This is a genomic window from Domibacillus robiginosus (assembly GCF_000966195.1).
Taxonomy (GTDB): domain Bacteria; phylum Bacillota; class Bacilli; order Bacillales; family Domibacillaceae; genus Domibacillus; species Domibacillus robiginosus.
The window spans coordinates 249644-274606 of sequence record NZ_LAHL01000003.1; the positions used below are offsets into that span (position 1 = coordinate 249644).

Below are 24963 nucleotides of genomic sequence, written 5' to 3' on the forward strand. Positions count from 1 at the left end.
AAATGGTGTATACTAGGGGTATACAAAAGAGGTGAAAGAATGATGGAGCTTTGTCCAAAAGTAGAAAAAGCCATGCAGCTGTTAGGGAAGCGATGGACTGGTCTTGTGATTAAACAGCTTTTGGAGCGGCCGCAGCGATTTTCTGAAATCAAAGCCGGGTTTCCAATCAGCGGCAAGCTGCTGACAGAGCGGCTGAAAGAACTCGAAGAAGAAGGCATGGTCACACGGAAAGTATATGCAGAAGTGCCGGTTCGGGTTGAGTATACATTAACAGAAAAAGGCCGTGCCTTAAAAGCGGCTATTACAGAAATAGAGCATTGGGCGCATGAATGGGTTGAGCTTGAGGAACACGTCTAAAGCAAATTAAGGCTTTTGCACCGTTTGATTGGGCGGCCTGACGGGAATGGGACATGTATTATGATTAAAGGAGAACCAATATGTCCCGTGAACAGCAGGTGCTACTTGAAGCGATGCAGGCAGCCTACTCTCAGAGTGAGCGGCAGGATGCAAGTGTTGATGCCGTCATGACGCTTATTATTGAAAAACTAGAATGGATGGCAAATCCGGACGAAGCAGTGGATGCTACTGCTCTTAACATGCAGAAAAAGTAAGAAAGCAGGGGCAGGCTCCTGCTTTTTGTTTTGGCAAAAAGGAAAAGAGCATGTACAATAGAAATCGTGTATTCAATCGGAATTGAACGGATTTGGGAAAGGATTAAACGATGAAAACAGAACTTTATATTATTGGAGGCTTTCTTGGCAGCGGGAAAACGACACTGCTGTTGAAGCTGCTTCAAAGGGAAAAAGAAGCAGGCAGAAAAGCAGCTGTTCTAATGAATGAAATTGGAGCGCTTTCGGTTGATTCAGCCCTTATCGGTGAAGATACAGCTGTACGGGATATGCTGAATGGCTGCATTTGCTGTACAATCAAAGACGAAATTGAAGTAGAGCTTTTAAACTTGTATCGGGAACACCGCCCGGATGTTATTTATATTGAAACAACGGGTGCTGCCCATCCGATGGAAGTGCTTGATGCCTGCACGTCTCCATCCATCGCTATGCAAATTGATGTAAAAGGCATCCTGACACTGGTTGACTGTGCACGCTGGATAGAGCGGGATCGGCTGCCGATCGCACACCGAAAGCTGATGGAAGACCAGGCGCGCTGGAGTGACGTTGTTGCTCTGACAAAAACTGATTTGGTTACTGAAGAAACACTCGCTGTTATCCGCAGGGATATTCGCTCACTCAACCAAAAGGTTCGTTTAATTGAAGTAGCGCACGGAGAAGGGAAAGCGATTTTTGGCGGCGGCGGCCGTCCAGAAGAAGCACATCATGCCCATCACCATCTGCACGTCCGAACCTTCGCTTATGAGTTTGTCAATCATGTACCGCGTGCTGCTTTTAGGAAGTGGGTAGAAGGCTTGCCTGATTCCGTGCTGCGAATCAAAGGGTTTGTTGCCTTTGAAGATTCCGGCGGCCGTCCAGAGCTGTTCCAGTATGCCTATGGTGTTCCGTTCTTTCAGCCGCAGCCGATCAAACGGCCAACGGTTATTGTCGTAATTGGAGAAGAGCTGGATGAGAAAGCATTGCGAAGTGAATTAAATAAGCTGGAAGGCATTTTTTAAAAAGCCGGCCCATAAACGGACCGGCTGAGGGTGTAGACAAAGTTAGAAAACAGGCCGAAAGTAAACGTTTGTCAACAGCCTGAGCCGGCCCATAAACGGACCGGCGGGCTGTTACACTGGAAGATTTTGCAGGTAGTCCCGCACTTCTTCTGGTGATTTGGCATTGGCACTATGCAGATGAGCTAATTTTTCGCCGTCTTGAAAAAGAAGCAGGCTTGGAATGCCCATTACATCATTCTTTTGGGCTGCCTCCGGAAAGTCATCCCGGTTCAGTTCAAACCAGCGGTATTGGCTGTAGTCTGCGATAATCTCATCAATAAACATATCCATTCTGGTGCAATCCGGGCACCAGCCGGCATAAAATTTAATGATGACCGGCTCGCTGCCAGCAATAATTTCTTCGAATTGTTCGTTTGTTTTAATGGCTTCCATTTTAAACTTCCTTTCTTAATTTGTTCATCAGCTTTTGCAATGGGCTCATTTTGGAGCAGTATGCAGTGGCCGGAACATTTTGTTCAAGCTATTGTAACATGGTCTCGCTCAGATTTCTTCTAACTGAATCGTTTGACTGTTGTAGAATGGAACAATAACGTTATAATAAGAATTGGTCTATTTTTACGAGAAAGAGGAGTTTACATGAATTCTCAACAACAATCAAGCCGGATTGACTACGGATTGATTTTAATTTTGCTTATGCTGTTTGTAGTGAGCTGTGCGGCGATTTACAGTGCGCAGACAACCGGTCAATATGAAACAAACTTTGTTGTCCGTCAAGTTGTCTGGTACGCCGTTGGAATTGGTATTATTGCGGTGTTAATCCGGTTTGATTCAGACCAATTTCATGGCATGGCCTGGTATTTGTATGGCCTGGGTATTTTGCTGCTGATCTTTTTAATTGTCGCTCCGTCTTCGATTGCTCCAACCATTAATGGTGCGAAAAACTGGTTTGTGCTTCCGGGAATCGGATCGATTCAGCCATCAGAGTTTATGAAAGTATTTTTAATCTTAACGTTATCGAGGGTAATGGTGAATCACCATACTAAAAGCCCAATTAAAACATTACAAAGTGACTGGATGCTTCTCTTGAAGTTGGGAGCGATTACCGCTCTGCCGCTTGCGCTTGTTGTTCGGCAGGACCTTGGAACGTCGCTCGTTATGATTTCTATTTTGCTCGGGATCATTTTCGTATCAGGAATTACATGGAAAATTCTACTCCCTCTTTTTGGAAGTGCCGGCGCGCTTATTTCCCTTGTGTTTTATATGGTGCTCTGGCAGCCGGAGGTGTTAGAAAAATATCTCGGCGTTAGACAATATCAATTTGACCGGATTTACTCCTGGCTGGACCCTTATAACTATGAAAGCTCCATCGGCTTTCACTTAACCCGGTCTTTGCTTGCGATCGGCTCAGGGCAGACGATGGGTAAAGGGTTCGGCTACCGGGAAGTCTACCTGCCGGAAAGTCATACCGATTTTATTTTTAGTATTATCGGAGAAGAGTATGGGTTTATTGGTGCCTCTATCGTCGTCAGTTTGTTTTTTGTGCTGATCTATCATATTACAAAACTAGCACTCACAACAAAAATTCCCTATTATTCTTACATGTGCGCCGGTGTGATCGCGATGATTACCTTCCACGCCTTTCAAAATATCGGTATGACAATCGGCTTGCTGCCAATCACCGGTATTCCACTGCCGTTTATTTCTTATGGCGGCAGCTCAATGATGGGGAATATGATGGCTCTTGCCCTCATTTTCTCTATTACGTACAATGAACGTCATTACATGTTTTCATCAGATCGATCGTAACCCGCTTTTAAAGCGGGTTTTTTTATTTTTGCTGACCATTTATAATGAAAAGTATAGGAATAGAAGGGAGGCGATGGAATATGAATAGGTCTGCTATCTCAGGTATTCGGCGCCGCTACCTGCTTTTATCGCTGTCTATTTTACTACTATTGACAGCTGCAGGCACCGGTGCTTTTCTTTATATGAAACACTCACAGGATGAATTGAGAGCAGAAAGAGAGAGACTTTATGACAAGCAGGTAAAGCTGGAAACGCTGCGCGATTCATTAAATGATATGTTTTTCCGGGCGCGGGGATATGCGGCGTTTCATCTTGAAGGTGAGCTCGATCAGGTTTATACGGATTTAGGGCAAGTGGATGCCGCACTTAGAGAATTACAAGATATTCAATTAAGCCCAAAAGAACAGCAGCTTACCCAGGAACTAACGTCTTTTTTAGCTACATACAGACAGCAGACTCTGCCTGAATTAATTGAATTAGTGAGGCAAAATGATTATGAAGGGCTGCAGCAGTTTGCGAATAATGGTGTAACCAATTCGGTCAATCAATTTATGGCATATGCCAAGCAATATAAAACCGATATTGATGATGAGCTGGAGGCACTGTCACTAGAAATGATTGAGCAGGCCAATCAGTTTACACTTATGATGGTTGTTTTTCTCTTTTTATTGTTTGGATTTATTGCGTATTTGATCTGGCGCATGATGAAGGAAGTGGTCCGGCCGCTTGAACAGCTAAGGCAGGCTACAGATGATTTTTCAGCAGGCCACAGCTTTTCTCTGCTGCCCGTTCAGCGAAATGATGAAATCGGTGTGCTGTTTTCTTCGTTCGGTTCAATGATTCGAATGATTCAAGAAAAGGAAGAAGAGTTGATTGCTCAAAACGAAGAACTGATTATGCAGCAGGACGAGCTACAGGAGCATCAAGAGAAAATAGAAGAATCCCTTTATGAAACAAAACAAACGAAAGAACGACTGGAGCGGTATAACGACTTGAACCATGTTCTTTCTTTTACGTTAAACAAGCAAGAGCTTGCTGATAGTGTACTAGAGTATTTGGATTCCACCTATGAACTGGATTTAGGAATGTTCTGGATTCGGGAAACCGGAGAACGGGCGCTAAAAGGCATGACGACTGATTTGTTCGAAGAGTTTTCAACGAAACGAACTGATTACATTGATCAGCGTTTAAAAGAAGACACGTTCTTTACCGTAACGAGAGAAGCTGCTCATGAAAAAGGACTCGCTGCAGATCCTGTCATGGTGCATGATTATTTTTCCGGCGTGAACAACCCGGAAGGCGAAATGGTTGCACTTTTCGGTGCTTCCCGAATCGGCCGTGCTTTTTCTGAAAAAGAGCAAAATGAACTTCGCGGCTTACTGAATAGAATTTCACTGGCCATTGAGCGCATACAATTGTATGAGCGTAACGTAAAGGAACGGGTGTTAAACGAGCAAATTGTCAACAACATCAATGAAGGTATTCAATTTGTGGGAACGGATGGACACATGCTGCAGCGTAACGAAGCGGTTTGTGCTATTTTCAACTGTGGCAATGTAGTACTGGATGAAGAAGTCGAACGAGAGTATTGGATCAATCAGCTGTCTAACCAAACCGATGATCCCTCTGGCATGAAGGACTTCCTGGAAGGGTGTATTCACCCTGAAGCGTTCCACGTGCAAGAATACCGATATCGGGTTTTAGAACCGTCGGAGCGTGTTATTGATGTATATAGTGCACCTGTTTTAATCAATGGTGAAAAAACAGGTACCATCCTTGTACATCGTGATATTACAAAAGAGTATGAAGTAGATCAAATGAAAACAGAGCTTGTCAGCACCGTCAGCCATGAGCTACGGACACCGCTTTCGAGTGTGCTCGGGTTTACAGAATTGCTGCTTCATAAACAGCTGAAACCCGAAAAGCAGAAAAAGTATTTAGAAACGATTTATAAGGAAGCAAAAAGGCTTACGAACTTAATTAATGATTTTCTTGATTTACAGCGCATGGAGTCTGGAAGCCAGGTTTATCAAATGGAGCCACTTAAGATGAACGAATTGGCTGTAGAGGCAGTGACCCGCTTTCGTACAGAAAGCAGCCATCCGCTCATTGTGGTAGATGAAGCGAGCAATGTGCAGGTGGAAGGAGACAAAGAACGTCTCGCCCAGGTGTTAACAAATGTGATCGGCAATGCCATTAAGTTTTCACCAAATGGCGGTCATGTAACATTAACACTCTCAAATAATGAAAATCATATCGTCGTGGCTATTAAAGATGAAGGAATTGGTATCCCGGCTGAAGATATACCAAAGCTGTTCAGCAAGTTCCAGCGGATTGACAACAGTGCCCGCCGAAAAATTGGTGGAACAGGACTTGGACTGGCCATTTGCCGTGAAATTATCGAAAAGCATAACGGGACGATTACAATTGAATCAGAAGAGGGAAAAGGGACAACTGTACGCTTTTCACTGCCGCTCCTTTTACCTGAAACGCATCGCATTGCACATCCAGAAGGGAAGGAGAACAGCCCCTCTGTTATGATAGTAGAAGATGATATGAGTCTTGCTCTTTTACTATCAGAAGAATTAAAGATGAGTGGTTTTAAAGTAATCTATCATACGAACCCAACCGAAGCATTTGAAGAAGCAAAACGAACATCACTCGTTGGCATCGTGGTTGATCTTATGCTTGGAGATGACTTGAATGGCTGGGATCTGGTGGAGCTTTTGAAGAAAGAGGATGCAACCCGGGATATCCCGATCGTCATCTCTTCTGCTCTTGACCAGGCTGAAGGAGAAGAAAAACTAAATCAAATCGACCATTACTTAACAAAACCATATCCGCCGACACAGCTGTCTAAAGCCATACTTGGATTTTTAACCGAACCCGCACAGCAAGGAGTTATTTTCTATCCGGAGAAAGGTTCTGATGAAAATGAAAGTGAATAAAAAATGGATAATCCTTTCGGGTGTTCTGTTGCTGCTGCTCCTGCCCTGGATCATATGGGAGCTCAGCAGCACGAGAAGCGAAAAAGTTGTCGTTTTAGATAAAACCGTTCCAACGGATAATAAACGAGAACATCGTGCTCTGACATGGGTACTAGAGCACCTTCGTTTTGAAACATTCGGCGGTGAAGATGACTATTACGGTTATTTTCCCGAAAGAAAAACAAAAGAACGGGCACTGCCGGATGAACTTGAGGACGCAGATGTGATTTACGTGGCCGATACATACGGCGTGTATGATCAGCAAAATGACCTTGTGTATGGCGGTCTCGAAATGAATGAATGGGAAACGATCAAACAGCAGACGGCCGACCACCCGACCACTTTAATTATGGAGTTTAATACATTCGCTTCTCCGACAAAAGCGGAGGTGAGAGACGATGCAGCCTCTTTTCTACATACAAAACCGACTGGCTGGACCGGACGAGCGTTCAGCGATTTGAGCAGAGGTAATGAAGAGTTGACGGATGGAATTTTGTCGCTTTATGAAGCAGGCGGCAAAAAGTGGTCATTCGAGGGCGCCGGCTTTGTACTTGTGAATGAAGAGGAAGAAAAAGTGATTGTGCTCTCCGACAGAGGAGGAGAAGTGAATGACGAACGATTAACGATGGAATTTACAGAAGAAGGCGAACGGATCACTGGTCTTCAAAAAGGTGCACCTTATACGTATTGGTTTGATATAACCGTACCGGACAATCAAGAGGACATTCTGGCAAGCTACAAATGGGATTTGTCCGAAAAAGGAAAAGATAGGCTGGAGAAGGAAGGAATTCCTCTTTCGTTCCCAGCGGTTACCCATCATTCGTATGAGCAGTCTGATCTCTTTTATTTCGCCGGAGATTTTGCGGATACAGAAGATGTATCCTCTGTTTACCGGTACGCCGGTTTCCCTTTGATCCGTGCACTGATTACACCATCTACACTGTATCCGGAGCAGGCTTTTTTCTGGAAAACCTATGTACCGCTTATCAAGGGCGTGCTTTCGATGGAGAAAAAATCGGAAAAAGAAGCGGCGACAGTATCAGTAGAAGAAAAGAATGGTCTTTCCCATACAGCCCGTTTAAATGGAGACCGATTTGAAGTGCTCCAGGATGGCGAATGGAAAAAGATGACCGTCAAAGGGGTAAATATTGGAATGGGGAAGCCGGGCGCTTTTCCTGGAGAGGCTGCCATTTCTGAGAAAGAATACTATGACTGGCTGACAGATATCGGAAAGTTAAATGCCAATACAATTCGTGTTTACACACTTCATCCGCCAGGCTTTTACAATGCGCTAAAGCGGTATAACGAAGAGCATGCGGACAAACCCATTTATGTTCTTCACGGCGTCTGGATTGATGAAGGACCTTTGGAAGAAACATTAGATGCTTTTACGCCTGAAATTACAAAAGAGTTTCAAGCGGAAATGAAACGGCTGGCTGACGTGATTCATGGCAATGCCGATATTGCCAAACGAACAGGACATGCATCTGGTACGTACCGGGCGGATGTTTCCCCTTACGTAGCCGGCTGGGTGCTTGGGATCGAGTGGTACCCGTATATGGTCGATAATATGAAAAACAAATATGCCGGTCTTGCTCAATATGATGGGGAATTTGTCCGGACAGAAGATGCCGAACCGATGGAAATCTGGCTGGCGGAGCAAATGGATGAAATGATGAAATATGAAGCCGATCAGTACAAATGGACACGGCCAATGAGCTTTACCAACTGGGTAACGACCGACCTGCTGGATCACCCGGCAGAACCGCAGGAGCAGGAGGATTTGGTGTCGGTTGATCCGAACAGGATTAAACCGAAAAAAGATACGCAAATGTTTGCTTCCTATCATGCGTATCCTTACTATCCTGACTTTTTGAATTTAGAAGAAAAATATTTAACGTACAAAGACGAAAGAGGAGAAAATAACAGCTACGCCGGCTACCTGCATGATTTGCGGGCGGCACACGATATGCCTGTCCTCATTGCGGAATTTGGGATTCCAGCTTCACGTGGTATGACGCACCGAAATGCTTTTGGCTTGAATCAGGGCTTTATGAGTGAAACACAGCAGGGTGAAGGTCTTGTTTATCTGTATGACGATATAATAGCAGAAGACATGATGGGCGGACTGGTGTTTACGTGGCAGGATGAATGGTTTAAGCGGACGTGGAACACAATGGATCTGGATGATCCGGAACGCCGTCCATTCTGGTCCAACGCCCAGACGAATGAACAGCAATTCGGTCTTCTCAGCTTTGACCGCCAGCTGATCAAAACAGATGGCAGCGTAGAAGACTGGAAAGGCATTGAGCCGTTATACAAAGAAAATGACGATTTGTATGTGACGCATGATGAGCGTTACTTATACATTCGAACAAAGCAGCAAAATGGCAGCATGCCGACTCTCTACTTTGATGTACACCCATCGATCGGAAGCAAAACGGCTGAAGGTATTGCATTTGAAAATAATGATCCTGACTTTGTTCTTTCATTTGATGGAGCAAAAGAAGGACAATTGAGAGTAGATGCTTACTATGACACGTTCTTGTACCAGTACGGTTTTGACGTGCCGATGTTAAAGCCGGCACCGAAAAAGCCCGCCAATGACAGCAGCGTCTTTCATCCAATCCGACTGGCCTTAAACAAGGAGATTACTCGTCCGGATACGGGTGAAGTGCTTCCGTTTGATTACTATGAAACAGGCGTGATGCGGTTTGGCAACGGCAACCCGGAATCGCCTGATTACGATTCTTTATCTGACTACTATGTAAATGAAGAAACAGGAGAGATTGAAATTCGCATTCCGTGGCTGCTGTTGAATATAAAAGACCCAAGCAGCCTGCAGGCAACAGGGGATGTGTTTAAAGAAGGAATCGAAGCGGAGCAAGAAATCAAAGGAATTGGCATCGCCGAGTCGTTTGATCAAAAAACAACGGTTCCCGAAAAAGCTCTTTCCAACATGAATATGTATACATGGGAGAGCTGGGACGAGGAAGTTCAATCAAAAGAACGATTGAAAAAATCTTACTCCATTGTTCAAAAACGCTTCGCGCAGGAAGACCAATAAAAAAGACAGCCTCTTGCAGGCTGTCTTTTTTAGCCTACCCAAAAGCCTCTCCTTTTGAAAAACAATGTCAGTGGGCTGCGGACTGGCGACTGCGCTTTCCTGCGGGGCGAACGATGAACCAGCCACCGCTTCGCGCTGTCTGTTTCATCCTGTCCGCTCGTCCCGCGGGAGTCTGCGCCGCCAGCCCTCCGCTCTTTGTATTTCTAAAAAATAACGAGGCTGAAAGGTTTTCTGTTCTTTCCAGCAAAGAAAAACATACTGGGTTTCACTAACTTATTTTCCTCCCCACAAAGGCGGCAGGCGCGGGGTGTAGAATTCTAAGGAATGAGCTACCGCCTGCCTCATGGAAAGCGAATCCGCATGTCTGCTGTCAGTGAGTTTAAACGAACTAGTACGGAACTAATGGCCTTGGTTGAAGTGCTCTTCTCATTGATGAAAGCCAGAAACAAAAGACCGTTCATGCTCCTTCTGTTCAAAACTATCTGGTGAAGCCGGCCGGACGAAGACTCCTGCGGGAAGTACAGTGAATCGGCAGGTCCCGCAGGCACAGCCAAGGAAGCTGCCGCACTGCCCGCGGAACGCGAAGTCCGGCCGGCTTCACTTATCGGCTCTTTTTTAAAAGCGAAAGACTCTGTCTACACACTAAAAGGACAGCCTCCATATGGCTGTCCTTTTTTAATCAAGAATGCTTTCAACGAGCGACAGGAGTTCGATTGGGCTGAACGGCTTTGCCATAAAGTAATCGGCGCCGTGTGACATAGCGAGCTCTCGATCAGCTTCCTGTGCTTTTGCGGTAAGCATCATGACCGGTGTTTCGATGCCGTCTTTACGAATTTGTTCAAGCACCTCCATACCGGTTAAATGAGGCATCATGTAGTCTAAAATAATTAAATCATACGTACCGGAGCGAATGCTGCTGAGCGCTTCCCAGCCGTCTTCTGCCTCGATAACATTAAAATCATCTTCAAGTGTATCTGTGATTAACATACGCAAAATGTCTTCATCGTCCGCTACTAAAATCTTTTTCATCTTTGTCTGCCTCCATTCCGTTTATGTGGAAATTCCTTTTCGTTTCATGTCACCCCAATTGTGCTTTTTACGGAAAGCGGCAAAAATCCCTTGAATTCGCCAAACAACCATAAAAGGCCGATACCAGAAAGTTTCTGTCAGCGCCCAGAAGTACAGCCGGACCAGGTGAGAAATTTTCGGATATTTATGGAGAGTCATTTCCTCCAGCAGCACAGCCAATGCAGAAATAAATGACCCGTAAAAAATGGTTACTAAAAATAAAACACCGGCTGTTTTCGGATCAATAAGAGAAAAAAAGAACCCGCCAAAAATCATAAAATATCCACCCAGTTCAAAAACAGCGCCCAGCAATTCGACAAGCAAAAAGTAAGGCATCGATAGGAGACCAACTGAACCATAGGCAGGATTAAATATCATCTTTTTATGTGTCCAGAGTGTTTCCCATAATCCCCGCTGCCACCGAACGCGCTGGGAACGCAATACCTCGAGGGACTCAGGGGCTTCTGTCCAGCAGACAGGGTCCGGAATATATTCGATCCGCTGTTTGGACTTTTCTTCGCGTAGCAGCCGGTGCAGCCTGACCACAAGCTCCATGTCTTCACCGACTGTTTTTTTGTTGTATCCGCCGGCGCGAATTACCCGCTCTTTATGAAAAACGCCAAACGCCCCCGATACAATAAGCAGGATGTTCAATCGGCTCAGTGCGAGACGGCCGATTAAAAACGCTCGGAAATACTCAATGATCTGCATTAACACGACCGGGTGGCTCGGCAGATTAATTGTTTCTACTTTACTTCTTGAAATGGTTGAGCCGTTAGCAATTCGGACTGAACCGCCTGTTACGATAATTTGGCCATCAGATTCAATAATTGGTTTCATCGTTTTTAAAAGAGCATCATTTTCCAAAATTGAATCTCCATCAATCGCACAAAAATAGGGGTAAGAGGCCAGATTAATACCGGCATTCAGCGCATCTGCTTTTCCACCGTTCGCTTTTTTAATTAAGCGAATGTAAGGAAAAATAGAAGATTGATAGATTGTTTTGATTTCGGCTGTTTCTAAATAAGCACGTACTGCAAAAGCCACTTCAGTCATTTGAAATTCTTCAATCATGCGCGCTGATGTCTGGTCTTTCGAACCGTCGTCAATTACAATAATTTCTTTTTCCGGATACTCCAGCGCCAGAAGAGAGCGGACTGTGCTGACGACGCCCACTTCCTCATTATAAGCCGGGACCAGAATAGACACCGGAAACGTCCGTTCATTTCCGGCTATATCCTCCGTTGTTTCACGTGGATCCAAATCACTTTCTCTGTATACTTTTCGAAAAGCAATCATAAACAAAAGAATATAACTTAAGCTGGAAAATAGCATATAAGCAATAATGATGTATGAAAAAACGAGAAAAAATGTTTGCATTATCGGGCACCTCCAGGTCGAAATGTCTGCCACTGGGCAGCCATATCACGGCCATAGCGGTCAGGATGATTTTCAGACAGATGGGCCAAAATTACGTCGCCATCTGAAAAATGAGTATAGGCTTCAGCCGCTGAATAACGTACCCACCAGACAGAATCGCCAAGCAGTGTGCTCAATGTTTGTTTATAACGGGAAAACTGCATAATTCCCGCAATCCGTGCAGCAAACATTCGCTCCGTCCAGAAAGAAGAATCGAAAAAAGGAGCAAGCAAATCCGGATCTGACATGTATTCAAGCCGGTAAATCGTTTTGAGCGCCTGAATTCTTATTTCGGTATGAGAGCTCGCCAGTTCTCTTTCTACATCCGGCAAAAATGAAAGGGCCCCGGAATGGGCGATATAAGCGAGCGCCGCATGCTTGGCTGCTTCATCCGAACCTTCAAGAGCCGTCTTGATTTGTTCATTTGCATTCGCTTTATCGAGCCGGTTAAATACGTCGATAAACAAGCGGACGGGTACATTTAAAAATCGTTTTAATTCATCAACAACGGCTGTTTCATTAAGTGAAGCAAGGGTCCTGACAAGCTGCTGGGTTTCTACATCGAGCGTTCCAGCGTTTTTAAGTCGTTCCAGCAAAGCCGGAGCTAAAGACCGCATATGAAAATCTTCAATATAATGCAGCGTATTGATTCGTCTCGCCCAGTTTCGCTGGCCCAGTATGCGTGTGTAAGGGTCTGTTAAAAACTCTTCTGAGAGCTGTTTCACCAGGGGAGAAGCATTCGCTCCTTTGGTAAAAGCTACATAGCCATTTAACAGCCGCTCCAGCACGATTTGCTGATGATCAATCGATTTGACAGCATACAAAAAGCGTACGTCTGAGGAATCTGTCATATAGGAAGCGAACGGTTCGGTTAAGTGAGCGTACTCATTTTCTGTTTCTTCTTCCAGCCGCTGCCGCCGCTTCTTGCGAACGATTAAGTAAAGCAGCAGCCCCATTTGAAACAAAAGAAGAATCGCTGTCAGGACCAAGAAAAAAGAAAGTGTCATTTGAACATCCTTTTTGTCAGGCGCTGCACCCGCGCGACCACTTCCTGTGGATGAAATGGCTTTACAATGTAGTCATCTGCTCCACTTTTTAGTGCTAACACGATATCCGATTCATGGGTTCGCGCTGTCAGCATGGACACGACAATATTATCATCAGGGAACCGTTTGCGGATATGAGACAGCACTTCAAGACCATCCATTTTCGGCATAATGCCATCTAAGAGAATCATATAGTTTTCATCTGCTTTGTACCAGTCGGATTCCAGGAAGGTGATGCCATCCGGATATTCATGCACAATTACATCAATTTCACTTGGTTTCCATCCGGAAAATTGCTTTGAAAGCATTTTTCGCACAAGCAGGTCATCATCAATAATCATAATATTCAAATGGCGTTTTACATCACTGCTGTCAATTTCATAAATAACAGTCTGATTTCGGCCATTTCGCTTCGCTTTGTATAACGCCTGGTCTGCTTCTGCCAAAACAGTAGATTCGTTTATACGGTACTCGGCAGCGCCGGCAGAGAATGTCACGTAAAACGGGTCCATAGCCGGGACAGTAAAAGTTGTTTGAGCCATTTTTTCCCGAATGCGTTCAATTAATACCGTAGCTTCTATCGGTGCTGTATCAGCCAGAATCAAAGCAAATTCCTCTCCGCCATAACGAAAAAAGTAATCTGTTTCTCTCTTCAAGGTTAAAACAAGGGAGCTGAAACGACGGAGCACTTCATCACCGGCCGGATGACCGTATTGATCATTTACTTTTTTAAAGTAATCCAAATCCAGCATAACAAGTGTATACGTATGCCGTTTTCTTTCTGCCAGGGCTGACATTTGGGTAAGTGTCTGGGCAAACTGACGCCGGTTTCCTGCACCCGTCAACTCATCCGTCAGGGCAGATTGTGAAATGGCTGCTTTATTCCGCAGACGATTAAAAATATAAGGTATAAACATGCTCATATTGAGCGGTTTCTCAATAAAGTCCATGGCGCCCATTTCATAGGTGCGAATTTTATTATCAATTACATTGTCTGCACCAATCAGTGTCACCGGAACATAACGACTGCGGGCAATATCGCCGATTTGTGCGAATACATCAAACCCACTCATATCGGGAAGTTGAACAGCAGCAATCACCATATGAGGCTGAAGGGTATAAAATAATTCAACTCCTCGTTTGCCGTTTAAAGCAATTACTACTTGTATTCCGTTTTCTTCCAATGTTTCTTTAACAAAAGAAGCAAACTCGGCATCTTCATCAATAAGTAAAATAAAACCGCTGTTTTCTTCGATGGAAGGAAGCGAATTTTGAGGCTGCTTTAATTCAGTCTCGGCTGTTAGCTCTTTTTTATTAAAAAAACTTCTCATTAAAAAAATAAAGTTTTTCAATGACCGGACTGGAATCGTTGCCTCGCTTGCTTCAGAAAGTGTTTCCAGCTGTGAGGCGCAAAAAGAGGACATTTCTTCCATTCCAATTGTACCTGCTGTTCCCTTCATGGTATGTAAAAAACGGTATAAATCCCGTTCTTGAATGTGATCTTGCTCGAACCAGCTGGAAAACTCCTTTTCCATCCGCTTAGAAAGCATTGCCTGGTAATCATTGCGAGCCATAATACGTCAATCCTTTCAAAAGTAGTGAAAAGGTTCTGTTCATATTCTACCCTATTATACTATAGGTCACATCTTGTCGAACACATTGAGGAAACGTTTGTTTGAGAAAACAAGAGATAGGGAACTAATGTTAAAAACGGCAAAAGTAAAGGAGATGGCGTTTTGAAAACAATCGGCACTGCGTTAATTGGATACGGATTTTCAGGGTCAACTTTTCACGCTCCATTTTTGGAGGAAATGGAAGAATTTCAGCTTATGAGTATTTTGTCGTCTAAAAAAGAAAAAGTGAAAGAGAAGTTTCCAGCTGTCCAGGTAGTGCAACAAGTCGACGATATTATAAATAACCCGGAGATAGAGCTTGTCGTTGTAACAACGCCGAGCAGCCTTCATTTTGAGATTACCAGGCAGGCGCTTGAAGCAGGGAAGCATGTGATCGTTGAGAAACCGATGGTGCCGACAGTCGAAGAAGCAGAAGCGCTGTCTGCCTGTGCAAAGGAATATAATGTGATGCTAAGTGTGTTTCAAAACCGCCGGTACGATGGGAATTTTCGAACGGTAAAAAAAATGATAGAAGAAGGCCGGCTTGGTGATGTTTATATGTATGAAGCACATTATGATCGATTTGAGCCAGTTGTGGGAAAAGGGTGGCGTGAGGAGAAAAAGCCAGCTTCAGGTGTTTTATATGATCTTGGTGCTCATTTAATCGATCAGGCTCTGTCGCTGTTTGGCATGCCGGACAGCATAACAGCAGATCTTCAAAAGCAGCGTCCCCATGCGCTCGTAGATGACTATTTTCATCTGGTGTTAACATACGGGACAAAGCGGGTCATCTTACATAGCGGTATGGTGACAGTGGAACAGGGTGCAAAATATAAAGTGCATGGTACGGAAGGGACGTTTATGAAGCGGGGAGAAGACCCGCAGGAGGAGCAATTGATAAAAGGAGAGCCATTATCGAGTGCTGAATGGGGAATGGACCGCCTTGATCAGTACGGTACGCTTTATACAAAAGAAGGAAACGAAAAAATTGTCACACTTCCGGGAGATTACCGGCAGTATTATAAAGGTATTTACCATGCTATTCGTGATGGACAACCTTGCCCTGTCCCGTGTGAAGACGGCATTCGAACAATTCGTATCATTGAAGCGGCCCAGCAAAGCAGCCGGGAAGGAAAAACGATTCAATTATAAAAAGAAAAAAACAGGGCATAAAGAGCCCTGTTTTTTGTTTTGCAAAAATGATCAACAAAAGGGTTGAAAAAACGCTTACATTGATTTATACTTTGATAAACCGGTTTAGTAAATCGATTTATAAAATGAGGTGACCAAAATTGATTGTGATTCCCATGAACGCATTTGGTGATGCACAAGTAAAAGAAAGGGGTCAAGTTTCTCTTTTTCATCAGCTGATTGAAAGAGGGATCGAAGGAATAGAAATTCGCCGCGAGCTCCTGCAGTTTTCTGACAGACCGCTTGCGCAATTCCGTACGGAGCGTTATACCGTGTACTCTGCTCCCATTGAACTGTTTAAAAAAGATGGAACCTTTAATCAAGAAAATTTGGAAATAGTCGTTCAGGAAATGAAAGAAATAAAGGCGGATACATTAAAGCTTCCTCTTGGCAGCTTTACCGACATGCATTCAGATGTAAAGGAAATGGATCGTTTTTTTCGCCGTACACTTCCGACTGGAGCGCGCTGGCTTGTTGAGAACGATCAAACAAAGGAAGGAGGAAAGATTGAGCCATTGGCCGCTTTTTTCCGCGTATGCGTGACGGAAGGAGTTGTTGCCGGCTTCACTTTTGATACAGGGAACTGGCAGTATACTGGTGAATCGGTTCAGGAAGCGTTTCATGTATTAAAAGATCATATAAAATACCTTCACGTAAAGCATGTAAATGAAACAGGGCAGGGACTTCAAACAGTTCCCGTCCCGCTGGGTGAGCAGGCAGACTGGGAAGTGATCATGGATCTTCTGCCTGCAGCAATTCCGATTGCGCTTGAGTTTCCTCTGTCTATGGAAGATATTTCTTCATACAAAAACTATATCGAAAAAAAGAAGGCGGTTGTACAATGACAACAATAGATGTTGTAACATTTGGCGAAGCAATGTCGATGTTTATGGCTCAAACGCCTGGTCCCATCCATAAAGTAACGGGATTTACTCAGGCACTTGCCGGTGCAGAAACAAACGTGGCGATTGGTCTCGCACGGCTCGGTTTCGGAAGCGGGTGGGCAAGCAAAGTCGGGCAGGATGCCTTCGGTGCATTTGTTTTGGCAGCGCTTCAAAAGGAAGGCGTCAACACAGACCATGTGCTGCTAGATCAACAGCATCCGACCGGATTTCAATTCAAGTCCAAAGTAACAGAAGGCGATCCGTATGTGCAGTATCATCGAAAAGGATCGGCGGCAAGCCATTTAACCGAAGAAGAAATAAATCCCGCTTACTTTTTACAGGCAAGCCATTTGCATATGTCCGGTATTCCGCTTGCTTTATCATCAAAAATGAGAGCGTTTTCTCTCGCCGTTTTATCTACTATGAAGAAAGCAGACAAAACCATTTCATTTGATCCGAATTTGCGTCCTTCCTTATGGACGTCCGAGGAAGAAATGATCCGGGTGACCAATGAAGCCGCTTATCAGGCAGATGTAGTGCTACCAGGAATTGAGGAAGGAAAGCGACTGACCGGGCACGATGATCCTGCCGAAATCGCAAACTTTTATCGAGATCGCGGTGTACCATGCGTGATTGTGAAGCTTGGCTGTAAAGGAGCGTATGTGAAAACAGATGCTGAAGAAATCGTTGTACCGGGTTATGAAGTAAAAAAAGTTGTCGATACGGTTGGTGCCGGTGATGGGTTTGCCGTTGGGATTGTAAGCGGTCTGCTTGAAGGCCTGCCTATTCGAGAGTGCGTACAGCGAGGCAATGCAATTGGTGCGCTGGCAGTTCAGTATGCGGGCGACCATGAAGGCTATCCAGACCGTCTGGCATTGGCAAAATTTATGGAAAAATTCGAAAAAGAGGTGGCATACCATGAAAACACAGCTCGCTAAATCAAGATGGCTTCGTCTTATTCCAATCGTTTTTATTACGTACAGTCTTGCTTATCTGGACCGGGCTAATTACGGATTTGGCGCAGCCGGAGGCATGGCGGAGGATCTGCAAATTACCGCATCTATGTCGGCGTTGCTTGGCTCTCTGTTTTTCCTTGGTTATTTCTTTTTCCAGGTACCGGGTGCCCATTACGCTGAAAACAGAAGTGCCAAGAAACTTATTTTTTGGTCGCTGATTTTATGGGGCGGGCTAGCAACCGCAACGGGTATGGTGAGTGACGTCCGCTTTTTGATCGTCATCCGGTTTTTACTTGGTGTTGTGGAAAGTGCCGTTATGCCATCAATGCTTGTATTTCTGAGCCACTGGTTTACAAAAGCTGAACGCTCCCGGGCCAATACGTTTTTGATTTTAGGAAATCCGGCCACCGTTTTATGGATGTCGATTTTGTCCGGTTACTTGATTGAATCGGTTGGATGGCGCTGGATGTTTATTTTAGAAGGGCTGCCGGCTGTGATCTGGGCATTTCTCTGGTGGAAGCTCGTTGTAGACGAACCGAAAGATGCGAAGTGGCTGTCAGACGGAGAAAAGCGGGACTTGCAGGCAGAGCTTGAAAAAGAGCAGCAGGGAATCAAACCGGTTAAAAATTATGCAGAAGCGTTTCGTTCAAAAACAGTTATTCTTTTAAGTGCACAATATGCGCTTTGGAGTATTGGTGTATATGGCTTTGTTATGTGGCTGCCGTCCATTTTAAATGCTGCACCGAACATGGATATTGTCAAAACCGGCTGGCTCGCGTCTGTTCCATATGTGTTAGCCATTATCGGTATGCTGAGTGCCTCTCATTTTTCGGATAAAATGCAAAACCGGACTGCATTCGTCTGGCCGTTTCTTTTGATCGGAGGACTGGCATTTTTAGGGTCCTACTTGGTCGGCACAAGTCATTTCTGGCTGTCATTTGTCCTGCTGATTATCGCGGGTGGTGCCATGTATGCGCCGTACGGACCGTTTTTTGCGATTATTCCAGAAGTGCTGCCGCGTAACGTCGCAGGCGGCGCGATGGCTTTGATTAACAGCATGGGCGCACTTGGATCATTTGCGGGGTCATACCTTGTCGGTTATTTAAACGGCGCTACTGGCGGTTTTGGTGCTTCTTACATGTTTATGTCCGGTTCTCTGTTCCTGTCGGCTGTCCTGACGATTATTGCGGTAAAAGGGGCAAAGCCAAAAAAACGTTCTGAGTCTGCTTCCTCTCTTGGAATTACGCAAAAAGAAGCGTAATATAAAAGAAAATTCAATGAATTAAAGGAAGAGGACATATGAAACGGGTAACAATGGCGGATGTGGCAAAAGAAGCAGGTGTGTCAAAAAGTACCGTATCTCAATTTTTAAACGGACGATTTGAATATATGAGTGAGGAAACCAAAAAAAAGATTGAGAGAGCCGTTCAACAGCTTTCATACAGTCCAAATGTTGTCGCTCGCAGTTTAAAGCAAAAAAGGACATCAATGATTGGCATTATCGCAGCAAATATTGTACACGGTATTTCCACTGAAGTATGTCAGGCCATTGAGGATTACTGTCAAAAGCAGGATATGCACGCAATCCTTTGCAACACGTATGATGATCCGGAAAAAGAAAAAAAGTACATTAGTATGCTGCGCGCACGTCAGGTAGACGGGCTGATCATTTTTCCATCAGGAGGCAATCAAGAATTATACCGCCAGCTGGAAAAGGAAGCATATCCTGTTGTTTTTGTTGACCGTAAAATAGAAGGTGTGGATGTCAGCGCGATCGTAGTGGATAACCGCAGCGCTGTTCGCCGGGCAGTCGCCCATTTGATTGAAAGGAACCATCATAACATTGCACTTGTTACACCGCCGCTGACTACTTACACAAGAAAAGAACGGCTTGAAGGGTATAAGGAAGCATTAAAAGAAAGAGGGCTGCCGTTTCAGGATAAAAATGTAAAGTCTGTTCCGTACGAGGCGATTGTACCGGCTATGGAAGAGATGTTTCGGGAAGATCCGCCGACAGCGCTCGTTGCTGCAAATGATTTGTCTTTTATGGAAGTGATGAAGTTTGCAAAGGAAAATGGGCTGAAGATTGGCCAGGATCTGGCCATCATTGTTTTTGATAATATTAAATTTGCCGATATTTATGAGCCGGCTGTCACAACGATTTCGCAGCCGGCATACGAAATGGGAACGAAAGCGGCAGAACTGCTGATCGAGCAAATTATGAAACAGCCAGTTGAGCCGCAAACCCATGTGTTAAAAACGAGCCTGCTGGTTCGTGAATCTTCTAATAGAGCTTTTTCTTAAAAGCTCTTTTCTTTTCATTTTTTAATAAACCGATTTAGTTAGGAGGAACAGGATGATGATTCAGCTGGCATTGGACCGAATGACAATCGAAGAAGCGATAGATATAGCAGCCGCAGCCGGAAAACATATCGACTGGATTGAAGTCGGCACGTCCCTTATTAAAGAGTTTGGCATGGAAAGTGTCCGATCGATGAAAGCGGCTTTTCCGAATAAAGTCATTGTCGCAGACATGAAAACAAATGACAACGCTCACTACGAATGCCGGATGTGCTTTCAGGCAGGAGCTGACGTAGCGACTGTAATGGGAACAGCCCCGCTTATAACCATCGAAGCGTGCATAGCGGAAGCTGAAAAAAATGGCAAACATATTATGATCGACCTGCTGAATACAAACCCTATTCAGCAGGAGGCGTTAAGCCGATACAATGCGATTCTCTGCCTGCATACGGGGAAGGATGAACAGGAGCTTGGCACTGGAAAAAGAAATAAAAGCGCTCTTCAGGCTGGTTTAAAAAGAGCGGTAGCGGGCGGCATTACAGTAGAAAACCTGCCTGCTTATAAAAAAATAAACCCGGACGTTTTCATTATCGGTTCAGCCATTACAAAAGCAGACGATCCTGCTCAGGCAGCTGCGGCATTCAAGCAGCAGCTTAAAAAGGAGGAAACAAGATGAAAGAAAAAATACAAGCCGTTTTGACGGAAATAGAGGATGTTATGGTAAACGTGGAGGAAGGGGAGCTAACGGAAGCGGCCAGCCGCCTGGCAGCAGCGAAACGGATTTTTGTTTTTGGCGAAGGCCGCTCAGGGTTTATGGCAAAGTCATTTGCTATGCGTTTGATGCATTTGGGGGCCCATTCGTTTGTCATTGGAGAAACAACAACGCCGTCCATCCAAAAAGGAGACGTGATTGTCCTTGTGTCTGGCTCGGGAAAAACAAAAAGCGTATGCTGGACTGCGGAAAGGGCGGCAGAAATGGGGTGTGTGGTGATAGCTGTCACGACGGATTCTGCTTCTCCGCTTGCTTCCCGGGCTGATATGATTCTGCACATACCAGCCGCTACAAAATACCGCAAAGAAGGAGAAAGGGAAAGCATTCAGCCGCTTGGTTCCCTTTTTGACCAAAGTACGCATGTGCTGTTTGATGTGCTTTGCCTGGATTATGCAGAAAAGAAAAATCGAACACACGAGCAAACGTTTAAGCTTCATAGTAATGTAGAATAACAGCCATTAGGATTGTTTCAGGCTGTAGACAAGTGATTGATAACCGTCACATGAATGGGGATAGATCGGCGGCGTCCGGGCAGCTCCACCGGTCTCTGCTGTCCGCTCGTCCCACAGGAGTCTGCGCTGACCCGGACGCCGCTAAGTGGCTTGCGCCAAGGGGGTATAGAACTAAAAAGGTCGCATTTTTTCTTTTAAAAAAGAGAAAAATGTCTATCCAGTCCCTGGTTGATTGATCTTCAATACTACTTAGTGAAGCCAGCGGGACGAAGACTTCTACGGGACGTACAGTGAGTCGGCAAATCCCGTAGGCAGAGCCGAGGAAGCTGCCATACTGCCCGGGAACGCGAAGTCCATCGTCTCCCATTAGAAAACGATGCCCCGCACAAGCTGTTTTTTTTAAGAAAGCTGATTTTGTTTACACTCTCTAACAGCCGCCAGGGCTGTTTTTTTATGCACTTACATGTGAAAAAGAGAGCAATCGTTTGCGTGAAATATTCCGAATTTTCTTTGTATATACAAGAATTTAAATCTTATTAAATGGGCAATGAAAGGCTTTTCAAAAAACATGCAAACGATTTCTCGAAAAGTGTTGACGCTTTCATAAGGGCGATGGTATAGTAACCTTAGAAGTTGAAAGCGGTTACCGTTTTTAGCCGAATAAAAAGACTGCAAAGGGGTAGATGACGTGTTTACAAAAAAAGCATTTGTACTTTCATCCGCATTGTTTCTAGGTCTCGCCGGCTGCTCAACAGCTGAGAAAAAAGAAGAATCGTCTGGCAGTTCGGGTGGAGGAAGCGGTGATCAAACTGTCGTTGATGTTTTCCAATTTAAAGTAGAATTCAAAAGCCAGTTTGAAGAGCTTGCAAAGCAGTATGAGGAAGACCATCCGGATGTTGATATAAATGTTCAAACCGTAGGAGGCGGTAACGATTATGCTTCAGCACTTAAATCGAAATTTGCCTCGGGCGACGAGCCGGCTATTTTCAATATTAATGGGGCTGTTGATGTGCAGCAGTACCGCGATAGATTGGTAGATGTAAGCGATACAAAAGCAGCAGGTGCAGCGCTCGAAGGAACGCTTGAGAGCGTAACAGAAGGGGAGCAGGTATTAGGTCTTCCTTACAACCAGGAAGGATACGGTTTTGTTTACAACAAGCAAATCTTTGAAGACGCAGGGGTAGATGCGGATTCTATTAAATCAATGGAAGATTTAACAAAAGCAGTCGAGACACTTGACGGCAAAAAGGACGAGCTTGGCATTGATGCAGTATTCGCATTTGCCGGAAAAGAGAAATGGACAGAAGGAAATCATGGGTCAAACTCTTTTATCGCTGATGATTTCAATGGCAGTGTGATGGAAGCCTTCGAAGCGAAAGAAATTCCATTCACAAAAGCAGAGCAATATAAGGAATACGTTGACTTGCAAAACAAATACTCCGTACAGCCAGTGCTGAGCCTTGATTACTCACAGCAGGTAGAAGAGCTATTTTCAACTGGTCGTGTTGCGATGATCAAGCAAGGAAACTGGGTATACCCTACAATTGAACAAATGGACCCTGAGCTTGCCGAAAACGTTGGTATCTTCCCGATCCCAGTTAATGGTGAAACAAAAATGCCGGTTGGCGTTCCTCAGTATTGGGCTGTCAATAAAAATGCAGATGAAGAAGCACAAAAAGCCGCAAAAGAATTTCTTGACTGGCTTTACACATCTGACGAAGGAAAAGAAGCTGTTTTAACACAATTCAAATTTATTCCGGCTTATGAAGGCTACGATGCCGATAAAATTGCTGACCCACTTTCGAAAACCATTTACGAATATGCTGAAGCAGGAAATACGCAAGGCTGGGTTTTCCTTGGCTATCCAGTCGGCTGGAGCGACATTCTAGGGGCACACCTTCAAAAGTATCTTGCGGGTGAAGCATCTTGGGAAGAAGCCATTGAAGCCGCGAAAAATGACTGGAAAAAAGCGCGTCAGTAATTCTATGAAAAGAAAAAAGATAACAGGCAGTTTCGGCTGTTATCTTTTTCTTTCTCCAAATTCAACTGAAATGAGGTTTAGGCAGCATGAGAAATAAAGACTTTATGTTTTGGCTTTTTCTAGCGCCGGTTTTGTTCGCGCTTGGCACTGTTGTCCTGCTCCCGCTTATTTACGGAATCTTCTATTCGTTTACGGATTGGGATGGAGTGAATGCGGCGGAATTTATCGGAGTGAAAAATTACGTTGAATTATTCAGTGATCAAGGATTTTTAAACTCCCTCTGGTTTACATTTAAATTCTCCATTGCTTCTGTTATTGTCATCAACATTATGGGGCTCGGCCTCGCCATGCTTGTTACATCGTACATCAAATCCAAAAATGTACTTCGGACCATCTTTTTTATGCCAAACTTGATTGGTGGATTGATTCTCGGCTTTATCTGGCAGTTTATTTTTACAAAAGTGTTTGATGCAGTCGGGCGGGCAACGGGTATTGAATGGCTGCAGGGCTGGCTGTCTGATTCCCAGACAGGCTTCTGGGGAATGGTTATCCTGATGAGCTGGCAGATGGCCGGCTACATTATGATTATTTACATTGCATACTTGGAAAATGTACCGAAAGATTTGCTTGAAGCAGCGGAAATTGACGGCGCGAATGGATGGCAGCGATTCCGGAACATTACGTTCCCACTTGTTATGCCAGCTTTTACCGTTAGCTTATTCTTGACACTTTCAAATGCCTTTAAAATTTACGACCAGAACCTGTCACTGACAAACGGCGGTCCATTTGACTCGACGAAAATGGTTGCGATGGACATTGTCCAAACGGCGTTTCAGTTAAACCAAATGGCAGAAGCGCAGGCCAAAGCCGTTATTTTCTTCATCATCGTGGCGATTATTTCTTTAACACAGGTATACATTAACAAGAAAAAGGAGGTGGAGATGTAATGAAAAAGTCAGGAAAACGCTGGATGCTGGAGATTATTGGCCTTTTACTGGCTCTTCTTTGGATCTCTCCTTTCTATTTAATGATTGCCAATGCATTTAAAACAAAACGTGAAATTTTCACCAATACAATGAAGCTCCCAGAAACATTCACCTTTGATAACTTTGTGCAGGCTTTTGAAGAATTAACTTTTTTACAGACATTCATGAATTCTGTACTTGTCACTTTTTTGAGTGTAGCCATTATTTTGTTTTTCTCTGCGATGGCTGCTTATGCGCTGTCACGCAACGGAAGCAAGCTCAGCAATATCATCTTCTTCGTTTTTGTGGCGGCTATGCTGATTCCGTTTCAGTCGGTTATGATTCCGCTTGTCACTATTTTCGGAAAAGCCAATGCGCTTAACTTTTACGGACTGATTTTTATGTATCTCGGTTTCGGCTGCAGTTTGTCAATTTTTCTTTACCACGGGGCACTTAAAGGAATTTCCAAGTCGCTTGATGAAGCGGCAACCATTGATGGATGCAATCGGCTGCAGGTGTTCTGGTACATTATTTTCCCACTATTGAAACCGATTACGATTACCGTTGGAATTTTAAATGTGATCTGGATCTGGAATGATTTCCTTCTGCCATCGCTTGTCATTAGCGGAGATGGCACAGATACGATTCCATTAAAGCTGTTCTTGTTCTTCGGCCAGTATACGAAGCAGTGGCATCTAGCGCTTGCCGGTTTAACGATTTCCATTATTCCAGTCATCATCGCGTACTTCTTTGCACAAAAACAAATTATCAAAGGAGTTTCTGATGGTGCAGTGAAATAAGCCCATTCGACTGCCGTAGTGCTTTTGA

The 24963-nt window shown here is 44.5% G+C and carries 21 protein-coding genes; 16 read left to right on the forward strand and 5 right to left on the reverse strand.

Annotated elements, in window-relative coordinates; all coding sequences use genetic code 11:
- The first annotated feature begins 39 nt into the window (after positions 1-39).
- The 3 genes from VP97_RS01965 to VP97_RS01970 all read left to right on the forward strand — a co-directional run bounded on the left by VP97_RS01965 (position 40) and on the right by VP97_RS01970 (position 1627).
- Entirely contained in the window at positions 40-357 is a 318-nt protein-coding gene (locus VP97_RS01965) for a winged helix-turn-helix transcriptional regulator (RefSeq protein ID WP_050179982.1), read from the forward strand.
- 80 nt (positions 358-437) lie between these two features.
- Positions 438-611: a hypothetical protein gene (locus VP97_RS23635; protein WP_156153381.1), complete on the forward strand. Its 174-nt coding sequence runs from the start codon at positions 438-440 to the stop codon at positions 609-611.
- Positions 612-721: 110 nt separating this feature from the next.
- Positions 722-1627 carry a CobW family GTP-binding protein gene (locus VP97_RS01970; RefSeq protein WP_050179983.1) on the forward strand — a complete coding sequence of 302 codons (906 nt, stop codon included), beginning with the start codon at positions 722-724 and terminating at the stop codon, positions 1625-1627.
- A 111-nt stretch (positions 1628-1738) separates the two neighbouring features.
- Here VP97_RS01970 and VP97_RS01975 read toward each other — a convergent pair whose 3' ends face one another.
- The gene (locus VP97_RS01975) at positions 1739-2059 is read right to left on the reverse strand and encodes a thioredoxin family protein (RefSeq protein ID WP_050179984.1); all 321 of its coding nucleotides are present in this window, start codon (positions 2057-2059) and stop codon (positions 1739-1741) included.
- Positions 2060-2263: 204 nt separating this feature from the next.
- Here VP97_RS01975 and VP97_RS01980 point away from each other — a divergent pair, with 204 nt between their 5' ends.
- From VP97_RS01980 to VP97_RS01990, 3 genes are all read left to right on the forward strand, one after another.
- Positions 2264-3433 (forward strand): FtsW/RodA/SpoVE family cell cycle protein, encoded by a 1170-nt coding sequence (locus tag VP97_RS01980; protein ID WP_050179985.1) that lies wholly within the window; start codon positions 2264-2266, stop codon positions 3431-3433.
- 80 nt (positions 3434-3513) lie between these two features.
- The gene (locus tag VP97_RS01985; protein ID WP_050179986.1) at positions 3514-6381 is read left to right on the forward strand and encodes an ATP-binding protein; all 2868 of its coding nucleotides are present in this window, start codon (positions 3514-3516) and stop codon (positions 6379-6381) included.
- Complete coding sequence (locus VP97_RS01990; RefSeq protein ID WP_342667308.1) at positions 6362-9487, forward strand: hypothetical protein; 3126 nt, start codon at positions 6362-6364, stop codon at positions 9485-9487. The genes VP97_RS01985 and VP97_RS01990 overlap by 20 nt, the downstream gene beginning before the upstream one ends.
- Before the next feature lie 675 nt (positions 9488-10162).
- Here VP97_RS01990 and VP97_RS01995 read toward each other — a convergent pair.
- The 4 genes from VP97_RS01995 to VP97_RS02010 are packed head-to-tail and all read right to left on the reverse strand — an operon-like array spanning position 10163 to position 14594.
- The gene (locus tag VP97_RS01995; RefSeq protein WP_050179987.1) at positions 10163-10516 is read right to left on the reverse strand and encodes a response regulator transcription factor; all 354 of its coding nucleotides are present in this window, start codon (positions 10514-10516) and stop codon (positions 10163-10165) included.
- A gap of 21 nt (positions 10517-10537) precedes the next feature.
- Entirely contained in the window at positions 10538-11935 is a 1398-nt protein-coding gene (locus tag VP97_RS02000) for a glycosyltransferase family 2 protein (RefSeq protein WP_050179988.1), read from the reverse strand.
- Entirely contained in the window at positions 11935-12981 is a 1047-nt protein-coding gene (locus VP97_RS02005) for a HEAT repeat domain-containing protein (protein ID WP_050179989.1), read from the reverse strand. The genes VP97_RS02000 and VP97_RS02005 overlap by 1 nt, the downstream gene beginning before the upstream one ends.
- Positions 12978-14594 (reverse strand): diguanylate cyclase, encoded by a 1617-nt coding sequence (locus tag VP97_RS02010; protein WP_050179990.1) that lies wholly within the window; start codon positions 14592-14594, stop codon positions 12978-12980. The genes VP97_RS02005 and VP97_RS02010 overlap by 4 nt, the downstream gene beginning before the upstream one ends.
- A 162-nt stretch (positions 14595-14756) precedes the next feature.
- On the opposite strand from VP97_RS02010, the gene VP97_RS02015 reads away from it, so the two are divergent.
- The 10 genes from VP97_RS02015 (at position 14757) to VP97_RS02065 (ending at position 24935) form a co-directional block, all read left to right on the forward strand.
- Positions 14757-15785 (forward strand): oxidoreductase, encoded by a 1029-nt coding sequence (locus tag VP97_RS02015; RefSeq protein ID WP_050179991.1) that lies wholly within the window; start codon positions 14757-14759, stop codon positions 15783-15785.
- A gap of 140 nt (positions 15786-15925) precedes the next feature.
- The gene (locus VP97_RS02020; protein WP_050179992.1) at positions 15926-16669 is read left to right on the forward strand and encodes a sugar phosphate isomerase/epimerase family protein; all 744 of its coding nucleotides are present in this window, start codon (positions 15926-15928) and stop codon (positions 16667-16669) included.
- Positions 16666-17646 carry a sugar kinase gene (locus tag VP97_RS02025; RefSeq protein ID WP_050179993.1) on the forward strand — a complete coding sequence of 327 codons (981 nt, stop codon included), beginning with the start codon at positions 16666-16668 and terminating at the stop codon, positions 17644-17646. The genes VP97_RS02020 and VP97_RS02025 overlap by 4 nt, the downstream gene beginning before the upstream one ends.
- Positions 17627-18925 carry an MFS transporter gene (locus VP97_RS02030; protein WP_050179994.1) on the forward strand — a complete coding sequence of 433 codons (1299 nt, stop codon included), beginning with the start codon at positions 17627-17629 and terminating at the stop codon, positions 18923-18925. The genes VP97_RS02025 and VP97_RS02030 overlap by 20 nt, the downstream gene beginning before the upstream one ends.
- A 38-nt stretch (positions 18926-18963) precedes the next feature.
- Complete coding sequence (locus tag VP97_RS02035) at positions 18964-19968, forward strand: LacI family DNA-binding transcriptional regulator (protein ID WP_050179995.1); 1005 nt, start codon at positions 18964-18966, stop codon at positions 19966-19968.
- A gap of 52 nt (positions 19969-20020) precedes the next feature.
- Entirely contained in the window at positions 20021-20641 is a 621-nt protein-coding gene (hxlA, locus tag VP97_RS02040; RefSeq protein WP_050179996.1) for a 3-hexulose-6-phosphate synthase, read from the forward strand.
- Positions 20638-21189: a 6-phospho-3-hexuloisomerase gene (gene hxlB / locus VP97_RS02045; protein ID WP_050179997.1), complete on the forward strand. Its 552-nt coding sequence runs from the start codon at positions 20638-20640 to the stop codon at positions 21187-21189. The genes hxlA and hxlB overlap by 4 nt, the downstream gene beginning before the upstream one ends.
- A gap of 688 nt (positions 21190-21877) precedes the next feature.
- Entirely contained in the window at positions 21878-23170 is a 1293-nt protein-coding gene (locus VP97_RS02055) for an ABC transporter substrate-binding protein (protein WP_050179999.1), read from the forward strand.
- 86 nt (positions 23171-23256) lie between these two features.
- The gene (locus VP97_RS02060) at positions 23257-24117 is read left to right on the forward strand and encodes a carbohydrate ABC transporter permease (RefSeq protein WP_050180000.1); all 861 of its coding nucleotides are present in this window, start codon (positions 23257-23259) and stop codon (positions 24115-24117) included.
- A complete protein-coding gene (locus tag VP97_RS02065) occupies positions 24117-24935 on the forward strand; it encodes a carbohydrate ABC transporter permease (RefSeq protein WP_050180001.1) in 819 nt (272 codons plus the stop codon). The genes VP97_RS02060 and VP97_RS02065 overlap by 1 nt, the downstream gene beginning before the upstream one ends.
- Positions 24936-24963: the final 28 nt, after the last annotated feature.